This is a genomic window from Mesorhizobium sp. WSM4830 (assembly GCF_055811495.1).
The window spans coordinates 60555-72663 of sequence record NZ_JBVVQI010000018.1; the positions used below are offsets into that span (position 1 = coordinate 60555).

At 61.8% G+C, this 12109-nt stretch carries 14 protein-coding genes and 2 tRNA genes; 1 reads left to right on the forward strand and 15 read right to left on the reverse strand.

Going from position 1 to position 12109, the window contains the following annotated elements; genetic code table 11:
- Position 1 precedes the first annotated feature (1 nt).
- From AC0L2Y_RS22025 to AC0L2Y_RS22095, 15 genes are all read right to left on the reverse strand, one after another.
- Positions 2–1507: a hypothetical protein gene (locus tag AC0L2Y_RS22025; RefSeq protein ID WP_473559467.1), complete on the reverse strand. Its 1506-nt coding sequence runs from the start codon at positions 1505–1507 to the stop codon at positions 2–4.
- Entirely contained in the window at positions 1480–2820 is a 1341-nt protein-coding gene (locus AC0L2Y_RS22030; RefSeq protein ID WP_473559469.1) for a HesA/MoeB/ThiF family protein, read from the reverse strand. The genes AC0L2Y_RS22025 and AC0L2Y_RS22030 overlap by 28 nt, the downstream gene beginning before the upstream one ends.
- Positions 2817–3194 (reverse strand): E2/UBC family protein, encoded by a 378-nt coding sequence (locus AC0L2Y_RS22035; protein WP_473559471.1) that lies wholly within the window; start codon positions 3192–3194, stop codon positions 2817–2819. The genes AC0L2Y_RS22030 and AC0L2Y_RS22035 overlap by 4 nt, the downstream gene beginning before the upstream one ends.
- Complete coding sequence (locus tag AC0L2Y_RS22040; RefSeq protein ID WP_473559473.1) at positions 3194–3430, reverse strand: multiubiquitin domain-containing protein; 237 nt, start codon at positions 3428–3430, stop codon at positions 3194–3196. The genes AC0L2Y_RS22035 and AC0L2Y_RS22040 overlap by 1 nt, the downstream gene beginning before the upstream one ends.
- A gap of 342 nt (positions 3431–3772) precedes the next feature.
- Positions 3773–4990: a tyrosine-type recombinase/integrase gene (locus tag AC0L2Y_RS22045; RefSeq protein ID WP_473559475.1), complete on the reverse strand. Its 1218-nt coding sequence runs from the start codon at positions 4988–4990 to the stop codon at positions 3773–3775.
- A 212-nt stretch (positions 4991–5202) separates the two neighbouring features.
- Positions 5203–5278: transfer RNA gene (locus AC0L2Y_RS22050), tRNA-Phe, on the reverse strand.
- A 375-nt stretch (positions 5279–5653) separates the two neighbouring features.
- Positions 5654–5845, reverse strand: a complete 192-nt coding sequence (gene yacG / locus AC0L2Y_RS22055; RefSeq protein ID WP_352488273.1) for a DNA gyrase inhibitor YacG — start codon at positions 5843–5845, stop codon at positions 5654–5656.
- A complete protein-coding gene (locus tag AC0L2Y_RS22060) occupies positions 5842–6471 on the reverse strand; it encodes a Maf-like protein (RefSeq protein ID WP_352470150.1) in 630 nt (209 codons plus the stop codon). Before AC0L2Y_RS22060 ends, yacG begins: the two co-directional genes overlap by 4 nt.
- Before the next feature lie 25 nt (positions 6472–6496).
- Positions 6497–6715: a translation initiation factor IF-1 gene (gene infA, locus AC0L2Y_RS22065; RefSeq protein ID WP_006200926.1), complete on the reverse strand. Its 219-nt coding sequence runs from the start codon at positions 6713–6715 to the stop codon at positions 6497–6499.
- 89 nt (positions 6716–6804) lie between these two features.
- Complete coding sequence (locus AC0L2Y_RS22070; RefSeq protein ID WP_473559560.1) at positions 6805–7275, reverse strand: arsenate-mycothiol transferase ArsC; 471 nt, start codon at positions 7273–7275, stop codon at positions 6805–6807.
- A gap of 13 nt (positions 7276–7288) precedes the next feature.
- The gene (locus AC0L2Y_RS22075) at positions 7289–7774 is read right to left on the reverse strand and encodes a UPF0262 family protein (protein WP_473559477.1); all 486 of its coding nucleotides are present in this window, start codon (positions 7772–7774) and stop codon (positions 7289–7291) included.
- A gap of 2 nt (positions 7775–7776) precedes the next feature.
- Positions 7777–9069: a histidinol dehydrogenase gene (gene hisD, locus AC0L2Y_RS22080; protein ID WP_473559479.1), complete on the reverse strand. Its 1293-nt coding sequence runs from the start codon at positions 9067–9069 to the stop codon at positions 7777–7779.
- Between the two features lie 4 nt (positions 9070–9073).
- Positions 9074–9505, reverse strand: a complete 432-nt coding sequence (locus tag AC0L2Y_RS22085) for a DUF2948 family protein (protein ID WP_473559481.1) — start codon at positions 9503–9505, stop codon at positions 9074–9076.
- A 299-nt stretch (positions 9506–9804) separates the two neighbouring features.
- Entirely contained in the window at positions 9805–11097 is a 1293-nt protein-coding gene (gene murA / locus AC0L2Y_RS22090; protein WP_292662909.1) for a UDP-N-acetylglucosamine 1-carboxyvinyltransferase, read from the reverse strand.
- Between the two features lie 158 nt (positions 11098–11255).
- Positions 11256–11501, reverse strand: a complete 246-nt coding sequence (locus AC0L2Y_RS22095) for a hypothetical protein (RefSeq protein WP_473559483.1) — start codon at positions 11499–11501, stop codon at positions 11256–11258.
- Between the two features lie 135 nt (positions 11502–11636).
- On the opposite strand from AC0L2Y_RS22095, the gene AC0L2Y_RS22100 reads away from it, so the two are divergent.
- Positions 11637–11711, forward strand: a tRNA-Thr gene (locus AC0L2Y_RS22100).
- Positions 11712–12109: the final 398 nt, after the last annotated feature.

Genomic DNA, 12109 nt, shown 5'->3' on the forward strand with positions numbered 1-12109 from the left:
CCTAAAGGTTGCCCACGAGGTTTGACGCGCACCGATACGCAATGCGTGCCAAGTCTGTGTCGTCGCGGCTGTGCCACAACAGCGACGCGCAAAGCGCCACGGAATATTCTTCTTCGATTTCGTAGGACGTGTTTTCAGCTTCCTCCAGCAGGAGAGAGCGCAGATGGGAAATCGCAGCCATGCGGTGTTTGCCGACCGAGCCCTTGCGCGTCCGGACCAACGACCAGAAGAACGGATCCTCCCCGTATAATGCGAGCAGCACGTCTTCAGGCAACGGCTGTGTCGTATGCAGAGCTGTATCAAAAGCGAGTCCAACGTCTAGGCGCGCGCAGTCGAACGACAACGGACGTTTCTTAGCGCGCGTGAAGTCGATAAGCACCGCTTCCGAGTGACCACCACACACGAAGACGTTGCGTACGTTGAGGTCATCATGTGCCTGCACAAGCGGACACGTGACGGTGGGACGGCCGTAAAGCTTCTCTGCGATGTCTGCTGGCGACATGAGCGACAAGCCGGGCGTGCGGAGTCGATTGTAGTTCGGTGTCAGCTCTGTCTCGTACTTGGTCCAAAGCGTCTTTGGCAGAAACTCCTCGAATAGCTGAAGGTCCACGCGCTCGGAGACGTGTCGCCAGCGATGCAAAGTGCGCTTGTAGATTGAGTCGATGGCCTCGATGACGTTGTGTGTCTCGACAACCTCATTGAGCTGCTTCCCATGCTCAACGAAGCGAGAGACGGCAAAGCGGAGCGAAGCACCACGGACGCTACGTTCGATGCAGATGGGCGCGCACCCGCGGAACGGAATGCGGTCGGCGACAAAGTACTGATACGTGTCGATATGTTCGTCCATATCGCTCTGCATGCCACATTTGACGATAAACGGCGAGCGTAGTGCGCCGTCGGATGAGTTCGGCACGACGCGCCACACGTCATCACGGGAGAATCCGTCTGTGAGACGCTTCAACTCGATAGAATCAAATTCAGCGAACGAACGCCGTAATAGCCGCGCGCGCTCCTCAGAAAGCGTCGCTGGTCTTCCCAGGGAATCAACCAGGTTTAAAGAGGTGTTTTCGGCCGGACCTGGATCGTGGCGAGCGACGGCCTCGGCTACGCGCGCGATGTCGTTACTGCCCCGGACAATCAACTGTGATTGACTAATCCTGGCGCCAGGCTTGAACTGGGCAAGCGCTGCCGCGCCCGCATCAGCGCATCGCATCGCAATGTCAATCTGGTTCTTCGCAGCCACTACTACAATGAGGAGCCCTGCTTGCGCGGCGTGCGTTGCATAGTTTCGAAGCTTCTTCACGAGTGCTTGGCGCTCGTGATCGAGCTGCATGTCTCCTGCGACAATCAGGAGTGAGCGTGCGTCTGACCGGTGCAGATCCGAGACGGCGACAAGGTTGTCTATCGTGAGTTCGCGAAAGGCAAACTCCTTGATTTTCACCGATCCATCGACCAGCACGGTACGGCGCTCTGTAGCCTTCATCTGCTCGGCCCAATCATCGGCCATTCATCTGCTTTGGCCAAGGCGTTCTCAGGCGCGCACACGATGCACGATGGATTGCGTGACGCCGCGACGGGCCGCACTACTCCCTCGATGGGCCGTCCGATAAGATGCCTTGCATTACCTGGGAAGCCGACAGTCGCAGACAGGAACATGGACACTGCCATGGAGGATGTTGCCGCATTAAGGGAGATGACCGCAGGTTGCGGTTCGAACGCGCCTACAATGTACGGGTCGGTCGATTTGTCACCCAGCAAGTCGCGCCGGATGGCAGCCGGGTCCAATAAGGGGGCGCAATTGAGACAGGCGAGAGGTTGCGCCAGCATCTGCACCCGCGTCGACATGGCAGTCACCACGCCGTCATGCGCGTCGATGCGTACGCCGACGTCGATCATCGGCAACCGATATTGATAGGCGATTTGATTGAGGACTGCCCGGCTGCCGTGGGAGTCGGTGCAACAAAAAACGAAGTCACACTGGAGTAGCTCCCGCCAAATTGGCTCGTTGAGCACCGAACCCTCGATCTCCCGGACTGCGACATCTGAGCGTGCCCGTCTCGCCGCCGTCCCGGCCACTGAGACTTTCGCGCGACCTACGTCCACGCTCGTTGATCCGAGCAGGCGATTCCGGTTGGTCTCCTCGACGACTTCGCCATCGATGACGATCAGGGAACCGACGCCAAGGCGCGCGAGCTCCTCAACCACAATTGAGCCCGTTCCCCCTACGCCTACCACGCCAACGTGAAGGCGCTGCAAGTGGGCCTGCCCGTCGCGCCCGAATGCGCGAACATTTCGATCGAAGTACTCGGCCTCAAGCCGAGAAGGTCGATCGGTGAAGACAAATTTCACGGATCGACCAACATCCTGCAGCGAGTCGATAGTTTGGGTGGTTACTCCCGACTCGGAGAAGAGGCGCCCAGAAAACCCCTTCGATCCGAACACGAGGAAACCGTGCGGTCCGGGGGCGCGTGAGTATAGTACCGGTGCGAGTATGCCCTGCGCCTCATCGTCTACGTGCGAAAAGGTAGGCTCATTCTGTTGCGGGTGCGTATGCACGAGCATTACGCCGCCACTCCCTAACCTTGCACGCTTCAGCGCGCGCGCCACAAACGCCGGCGTGAGCGTCAGGCGGTGTCTCGTGCGTTCCAGATAATCGCCGTTGTTCGCCAGGAGTACCTCGCGGACTACAAGCCGCACACCTGATGGGAAGCGTCCGGGCGCGACCACAAGCGCCGCAGCGCTTTCTAGCGTCGTGTCGAGAAACAGGGACGTCCGAAGCTTGTCTAAGGCACCGTCGGCGAAGACGATCTTACAACTCATCGAACTTCTACCAGCCGCCGCCGAATAACATTGACGAAGGTATTGAGGTCGTCCGTGTTTGAGTTCCACGATGTCGGATGCCATGAAAACCAAAGCCAGTCGGCCGGAATACCTGCAGTGAGTTGAGTGCCGGTGTTTTGAGGAACACCCCCGTGCGGCAGCGCCAGCCCTGGAGTAGTCCAAAAGCAATCCGGCGCAGCTTGGGGGTAGCCTGCGGGAACCACGAACTTTATCTCGACAGAGTCCATGTTCCACCCCGGGGCCAACTCGATACCGGGAAGTGTGACGACCTGAGTTCCGTTGCCCGCCGCTGTCATTGTTGCGTCGGGATGCTTTTCTTGCAGCGCGAGAATGTGACGTTCAGGGATACTCATCAGCCAAACGTCGCCGGGGGCACCGTGTAGAAATGCATGCCGCTCTTTAGAGCCAAGCCCTGGGTATCGCCGATCTGGCTGTCTTCTTCATGTCCCTTGCCTTCAAGAAAGAGCTGATACTGGGGGTCTTTGCCAGCAATCTTCTTCAACTCAGCGCCCGTTACGCTCTCATGGTCGACTTTGTACTCTTGACCATCGATTTGAATGGTAAAATGAGGCTTGTCGTCCTTGGCCATTTGGTCGCTCCGGTTCACCTTTTGACCTAGCAGTTTGGAGTTATGTTTCCAAGCTCAAACCGGGCCGAAGCAGAGTTCCCAACAGCTAACCGTCGGCGCATTTCCGCGATGGAGACTGAGTCAGAGGCATTGCTGCTCGCACAACCACGACCTTCAGCTTGGTCGCCGGCTTGTCTGCCTTTAGGAATAGGCAAGGCTGCCTCTACGACCGACATCGGCGCAAAGCTCACTCTCACTTCCCGCCATGGATGGGCCGAATTCGAGTCAGAATGCTTGGCTTCACTGGAAATTTGGCCAGTGTTAACGTGTCCCAAAGCGGGAGGGATCACCCTCTCGTAGAGTTTAATTCAGTACAGTGGTACCGCCGGTAATTTTCACCCGGGCGTTTTTGCTCTCGAGTTCATCCAGATAATCGGCCCACCATTGCATCATCTTTACGCGCTCTTCCCAGTGCTCTGCCCGGGCGTAGGCGCGACGAACGTCGTTGTTCTCAACATGGGCCAGCTGCCGCTCTATGGCGTCCGGATGCCACTTTCCGCATTCGTTCAGCAGAGTTGATGCCGTTGCTCGAAAACCGTGCGCGGTAGCTTCTTCCTTACCGTAGCCCATGCGGCGCAGGGCGGCGTTAAGCGTGTTGTCGGAAATCGGACGCGAACCCGATCGAACACTAGGAAACAGCAGCAACCCACCACCAGAGATTTCTGCAAGTGAGGTCAGTGCGCTGATGGCCTGCGTTGCAAGGGGTACGCGGTGCGGCCGTCGCATCTTCATGCGTCCTTCAGGGATGATCCAAACCGAGCTTTCGAAATCGAACTCGTCCCATCCGGCCGCGCGCAGCTCGCCGGGGCGGGGAAACAGCAGGGCCATCAGCTTCAGGGCGGCTCGGGTTGTAGGCTGTCCGTCAAATGCATTGATCGCCCTCAGCAAGCCTCCCAAGGCCTTAGGATCGGTAACCGCGGCGCGTGGCGTGACCGTCGGACCGACGAGTGCGCCCCTCAGGGCGACCGTCGGATCTACATCGGCGCGTGCGGTCGCGATTGCATATCGAAACACGCTGCCGATGGTCGAGCGCAGTCGCCTGGCCGACTCGTATCGACCGCGAACCTCCACGCTGCGGAGAGCGACAAGAATTGTGGCCGGATCGATCTCCCGAACGCTTTTGTCCCCAAACGTTGGATAGGCAAAGTCGAGCAACCATTTGACCTTGGTGATGGTCCGGTCGGCACGTCCCTCCTTCTTCAGCTTGTCGACGTAGTCCTCCGCGATTGACCGAAATGTGTCCTCTGCCGAAGCCTTTTGCAACTTACGCTCTTGTGCGGGGTCGATGCCACGTAGGAGGAGACGTTTGGCGGTATCGCGCGCCTCGCGTGCCTCAGCGAGGGAGATGAGGGGATAGCTGCCCAACGCCAGAAGCTTCTGCTTGCCGCCAAAACGATAGGCGAGGCGCCATAAGCGAGATCCAGTGGGCTGCACCCAAAGCTGGAGCCCGCCACCGTCAGTCAATTTCACGAGCTTGGAAGCGGGTCGGGCATTTCGGCATTTCACGTCGGAAAGGGCCATTTTCGGGACCTCCATTTGGCTGCATCGATACCATCAGGATTTCCAATACCAGCGAAAATACCAGCCCTCCGCCTCGTTGGACCAACTACGCCGAAATCCCACAAAACCCGACCAACCGTGCCTTGCGTGCCAAAATTACCAAGGATTTCAGATAGTTGCCGAGACAAAAGCGTAGTTGCTTCGGCGAAAGAGACTGTCGGGAGAAGAGGGGATGGTGCCCAGAGGCGGATTCGAACCACCGACACGCGGATTTTCAGTCCGCTGCTCTACCAACTGAGCTATCTGGGCCTGCTCCGGCGCGCGGCAGTCTGCACACCGGGTTCATGAAAGCGCCGTCGGCACCCCTTGAAAGCGCGTGGGTTATAGCACGGGAATTCGGCCTGTCCAGCGCTTAGAGCATGATCCCGAAAAGTGGAATCCGGTTTTCGGAAAAAGATCATGCTCAGACAAAAAGCATGATCCCGAAAAGTGGAATCCGGTTTTCGGAAAACATCATGCTCAGACGAAAAGCCAGAACCTGTTCCATCCGATTCTATCCGGATGGAACAGGCTGGATATTGATTTCAGCCAGAAACGATTGGCCCTCAATGCGGGCCAGTTCACCGGCCGCGGTCAGGGTTGGCAAGCCGTCCCAAGCCTGTGGAAAACTGCAGGTGGATGGCGCTATTTCTGGTCGTCGTTGTCGTCCTCGTCGTCGCGACCCGGGATGACGTAGACCCCCTTCAGCCAGCGGTTGAGGTCGATGTCCTTGCAGCGCTTCGAGCAGAACGGATAGGTTTCGCGCGCCGATGGCTTGCCGCATTCGGGGCAGGGCCGCTTGGGCCGCAACGGCGTGACCTTGTCGTCCGGGCTCATATCCGCGCACCCGACAGCCAGTTGGCGTGCACCTTGAATCCTTCGCCGCTCAAAAGCGCTACCGTCTCGTAGAGCGGTAGGCCGACGACGTTGGTGTAGGAGCCGACAAGCTTGACGACGAAGGCGCCGGCAAGCCCCTGGACGCCATAGCCGCCGGCCTTGCCGCGCCATTCTCCCGACGCGATGTAGGCCTCGATCTCCTCGCGCGGCAGCCGCTTGAAACGCACCCTGGTCTCGACCAGCCGCAAGCGCTGCTTGCCGCCCGGCGTGATCAGGCAGATGCCGGAATAGACGCGGTGCGAACGGCCGGACAAAAGCCCGAGGCAGTTGGCGGCGTCGTCGAGCGTCTCGGCCTTGGGCAGGATGCGCCGCCCGACGGCAACTACCGTGTCGGCGGCCAGCACGAAGCTCGGCGCGTAGTCCGTCTCGGTCTTCAGCGAGGCCAGCGCCTTTTCGGCCTTCTGGGTCGCCAGGCGCTTGGCCAGCGAGCGCGGGTGTTCGGCGCGCAGCGGCGTCTCGTCGACATCGGCCGGCAACACACGGTCCGGCTCGATGCCGGCCTGCTGCAGCAGCTCGATCCGGCGCGGCGAACCCGAGGCAAGCACGAGCTTCTGCAAAATGCCCATCGCGATCCCGGCCGGGTCCTTGAACTTACTTGAAGCGGTAGGTGATGCGGCCCTTGGTCAGGTCGTAGGGCGTCATCTCGACCAGGACCTTGTCGCCGGTCAAAACGCGGATGCGGTTCTTGCGCATGCGGCCGGCCGTGTGGGCGATGATTTCATGTTCGTTTTCGAGCTTGACCCTGAACATCGCGTTGGGCAGCAGTTCCGTCACGACACCCGGAAACTCGAGGACTTCTTCCTTCGGCATTCGATACCTTTGCTTGGATGGGTACTTCCAGCGCCCCGGCCGGAAAGTTGCGCGGAACCTATATGATAAACGTCCGCTTGTGAACATGCTTAATCCGCGGCGTTTTCAGCCCCGTTGCCGAGAAAACGGCGGCCGATCCGCGCCTTCAGCCGCTCGCGTACGTCGCGGTAGGCGGCCATGATCTGCTCGCGCGTGCCGCTGACGCCGGTCGGGTCGGGCATCGGCCAATACTCGACCTCGACGGCCAGCGAGCGGGTGAGCTCGAGCGCGGTGTGGTGAGCTTCCGGCGCCAGCGTGACGATCAGGTCGAAATAGTCGTCCTCGAGGTCGTCCATCGTTCTCGGGTGCCGTTCGCCCAGCGACAGCCCTTCTTCGGCCAGCACGGCATCGACGAACGGATCGCGTTCGCCGCCGCGCACTCCCGCCGAGGCGACGAAGGTGGTAGGCGGAAGCACCTTGCGCGCCAGCAATTCGGCCATCGGCGAGCGCACGGCGTTCATACCGCAGACAAACAGGATCGACCGGGGCAGGATCGACCGGGGCAAGATCGGGCGGGGCAGCGGGGCGGCCAGTTCAGCCTCGCCAGTGCAGCACGCAAACCAGCGTGAACAGCCGGCGGGCCGTGTCGAAGTCAATCTCGATCTTGCCGGCAAGCCGGTCCATCAGCGTCTGCGAGCCTTCATTGTGCAGGCCGCGCCGCCCCATGTCGATCGCCTCGATGTGGCTGGGCGTCGCGGTGCGGATGGCATCGTAATAGCTTTCGCAGATCATGTAGTAATCCTTGACGATGCGCCTAAGCGGCGTCAGCGACAGGATGTGGGTGACCACGGCTGCGCCGTCCTCGCGCGCCACCGCGAACACCAGCCGGGATTCGGCCAGCGACAGTTTTAGCCGGTACGGCCCGGCGCCGTCGTCATTGACCGGCTGGAAGCGGTTCTCCTCGATCAGGTCGAAGATCGCCACCGCCCGCTCATGCTCGACATCGGGCGTCGAGCGGCCGATCGTCTCGTCGAGCTCGACATCGATCAGCCTGGCGCGGATTTGGTCGTAGTCGGACATTTCTACATGTTCAGCCGGATGGCGACGGAGCGTCCATGCGCATCGAGGCCTTCCGCCTTGGCAAGCGTGATCGCCGCCGGCGCCAGCGCCCGTAATTGCTCCGGCCCGAGCTTCAGGATCGACGTGCGCTTGACGAAATCGAGCACCGAAAGCCCGGACGAAAAGCGCGCCGAGCGCGCCGTCGGCAGCACGTGGTTGGAGCCGGCGACATAGTCGCCAATGGCTTCCGGCGTGTGGCGGCCGAGAAACACCGCGCCGGCATTGCGCATCCGCGCCAGGAAGGCCTCTGGGTCGTCGATGGCAAGCTCGACATGTTCGGCCGCGATGCGGTCGACCAGCGGCAATGCTGCCTCGATCGTCGGCACCAGGACTATGGCGCCGAAATCGCGCCAGCTCGCCGCCGCCGTTTCTCGGCGCGGCAGGTTCTGCAACTGGCGTTCGACTGCCTGTTCGACCGCTGCGCCAAACGCACGGTCGTTGGTGATCAGGATCGACTGCGCTGACACGTCATGTTCGGCCTGGGCGAGCAGGTCGGCGGCGATCCAGTCGGGATCGTTGCTGCCGTCGGCGACGACCAGCACTTCCGACGGCCCGGCGATCATGTCGATGCCGACCGTGCCGAACACCTGACGCTTGGCTGCAGCGACATAGGCATTGCCGGGGCCGACGATCTTGGCGACCGGCTTTATCGTCTCGGTGCCATAGGCAAGGGCCGCGATCGCCTGGGCGCCGCCGACGCGGTAGATTTCGGAGACGCCGGCAAGGTCGGCCGCCACCAGCACCAGCGGCGGCACCTCGCCGCCTGAGGCCGGCACCACCATGGCGATGCGCTCGACGCCGGCGACCTTGGCCGGCACGGCATTCATCAGCACCGAACTCGGATAGCTCGCCGTGCCGCCCGGCACGTAGAGCCCGACGGCCTCGATCGCCGTCCAACGCGAGCCGAGCTCGACGCCGGCGGCATCGGTGTAGCGGTCGTCCTGCGGCAGCTGCCGCTGGTGGTGGGCGCGGATGCGCTCGCGCGCGAATTTCAGCGCCTCGACCGTCTGCGGATCGGCGGCCTCGTAGGCCCTGGCAATGTCGTCCCTGGAGACGGCGATGCCGAGCCTGGCCAGGTCGCCGCCACCGAATTTCTGCGTGTACCCGATAACCGCCGCGTCGCCCTCGGCGCGCACCCTGGCGATGATCTCGCGCACCACGGCGTCGACATCGGCCGAGACTTCCCGCTTGGTCAGCAGGAACGCGGCAAAGCGCTGCTCGAAATCGGGGTCGGACTGGCGAAGCGTGACGGCCATTGGCTCAAACCCTGTGGACCGGGCGCGACGTCGCTTCCCAGGCGCCGCCGACATCGGCAAGCCGTGCCTCGATGCATTCGACGTCGAGCATGATTGTGCCGCCGCCCGAAAAGATCAGCTCGACGATGCCGGCCGGCTTGTCGAGCGCGAGAAAGCTGATCGCCAGCAGCGACAGCACTTCGTCGGGCTTGTCGCGGGCAATGCCGCTGGTCTTGGCGCCGAGCACCCGGTCGAAATGCAGCACGGCCTGCCGCCGTTCATTGTGCTGGCGGAAGAAGCCGGATTTCGCCTCCCAGACGAAGCGGTTCATGGTCAGCACGAAGCGCTTTACCGAAGGCAGGTATTCGAGATCGCTGACCTTCATGACAGCATCCTGGACATGCGCCGAGATGATGCTCAGATCCTGATCGTCGAGCGCGACAAGCTTGAGGGCCATGCGGATTTCACACCTGAAGGTTGGCTATTCGACCTTCTGTTAGGCGGTCTTCCCGGCTCGTGCAACCGCGCCGGAGGTCTTGGCCAGGCAATCGCTCCGGTCAGCGCCCCTCATCCCCCTGCCGGGACCTTCTCCCCGTATAGGGACGGGGAGAAGGGACTGGCCGCAACCTCGGCACCTTCTCCGCAACGCTGGAGATTGGCGAAATCCTTCGCGAGGCGGTACTTCTCCCCGTCCCTATACGGGGAGAAGGTCCCGGCAGGGGGATGAGGGGCAGCGCCGACCTGAGCCTGCTATCGTTACCCCGAAATGCGCTCGATCTCCGCGCCGCAGCCGGACAGCTTTTCCTCCAGCCGCTCGAAGCCGCGGTCGAGGTGGTAGACGCGGTTGACCGTGGTTTCGCCTTCGGCCGCAAGGCCGGCGATGACCAGCGACACCGAGGCGCGAAGATCGGTCGCCATGACCGGCGCGCCCTTCAGCTTCGCTACGCCGTCGACGATCGCCGTCTGGCCGGACAGCGTGATGTGGGCGCCTAGCCGGGCAAGTTCCTGGACGTGCATGAAGCGGTTTTCGAAGATCGTCTCGGTGATGCGCGACTTGCCCTTGGCCATCGTCATCAGGCCCATGAACTGCGCCTGCAGATCGGTCGGGAAAGCCGGGAAGGGCGCCGTCGTCACGTCGACCGGCGAAATGCCGGCGCCGTTGCGCCTGACGCGGATGCCGGAATTGGTCTGCGTGATCTCGGCGCCGGTCTGCGAGATGATGTCCAGCGCCGTCTGCAACAGGTCGGGCCGCGCGCCTTCCAGCACGACGTCGCCGCCGGTCATCGCCACCGCCATCGCATAGGTGCCGGTCTCGATACGGTCGGGGATCACCCTGACGCGAGCGCCCGACAGCGCCTCGACGCCGTCGATGGTGATGGTCGCCGTGCCGGCGCCGGAGATCTTCGCGCCCATGGCGTTGAGGCATTCGGCGAGGTTGACGATCTCGGGCTCACGGGCGGCATTTTCGAGCACCGTCTCGCCCTTGGCCAGCGAGGCCGCCATCATCAGCACATGGGTGGCGCCGACCGAGACTTTCGGGAACACATAACGGTTGCCGACAAGCCGGCCGTTCCTGGTCTTGGCGATGACATAGCCGGTGTCGACGTCGATGTCGGCGCCCAGCGCCTGCAGGCCTTCGAGGAAGAGGTCGACCGGGCGCGTGCCGATGGCGCAGCCGCCGGGCAGCGACACCTTGGCCTCGCCCATGCGGGCCAGCAGCGGCCCGATCACCCAGAACGACGCCCGCATCTTCGACACCAGCTCGTAAGGCGCCGTCGTGTCGACAATGTTACGGGCGGAGAAAGTGATGGTTCGCGAATAGCCTTCCTGCTGCTTTTCGCGGCGGCCATTGACCGAATAGTCGACGCCGTGATTGCCGAGGATGCGGATCAGCTGCTCGACATCGGCCAGATGCGGCACGTTTTCCAGCGTCAGCGTGTCGTCGGTCAAAAGCGAGGCGATCATCAGCGGCAGCGCGGCGTTTTTCGCGCCCGAGATCGGGATGCTTCCGGCAAGCTTATTGCCGCCGACAATTCTGATGCGATCCATGAAGAGCGTCCCCTCGGCGCCAAGGCCGGTTTAAATCGGTTGAGTCTGTTGCGGCCATCTAGACCATTGGCCGGCTTGGTTCAAGAAACAGGCTACTCCCCACTTTGGCCCACGCCGACTTTGGCCAAAGTACCGGCGCCAAACATAGCCGATTCGCGTTAATCTTTTTTCATCGCCGCCTGCAGCCCCTCTGGCCGCTCGTCGGCGTCGCCAGTCCTTCGCGAGCGCGATTGCGCCTTGCGCTTCTGCAGGTTGGCGCGCAGTTGCTCGGCCAGCCGGTCCTTGCGGCCCGTTCCGCCCTTTTTCGCTGAACCATCCTTCTCCGGTGATCCATCCTTGTTCGGAGAAACTGTCTTGCCGTTCATCGTTCCGTCCCCGGCCGGCGACCCGCCGGTGCGGATCAAGGGATAGCCAACATTGTGGCACGGCCATGTCCGCAGCAACCGCCCGGTGCGGCCTTTCAACCCGGCCCCCGTTTGTGCCGCTTGTCTTGGCCTTGCGCTTGCCGGTTCGATATGGCAGAAGCCCCGCCATCGGCGGCTGCGGTAGCTCAGTGGTAGAGCACTCCCTTGGTAAGGGAGAGGTCGAGAGTTCAATCCTCTCTCGCAGCACCAGATTTTCGGTCACCGAGGATTTGTGTTGCGCCTGAATTTCATTGCCCTTTGACTCGCCGTGTCTTTGCGGCCTTTAGGGCGCGCCGACCCAGCATGCTCCTGGACCCGGCTTGCAGCGCCGTTCCCGCATCTCGCGATTTTTCGGACGCAGCGCCGCTCCTGGGTCACATGGCATCGGGCGGTGCAAGAAAACAGTTCTCATGCTCTTCGGTCGGATGAAGGCAAATATGATAATTGCCATCCTGCGACGGAATCTCATCACCATACGGAATGAAGTATCGCTGCTGCCGCGTGATCTTCCGATGATCCCCAGGCCTCAGGATGACAACCCAGCCACCGGGACGAACATGAACCGCCCGCGCTGGGATTCGCTGACACTCGCCGTGTTCCGCGTCGCC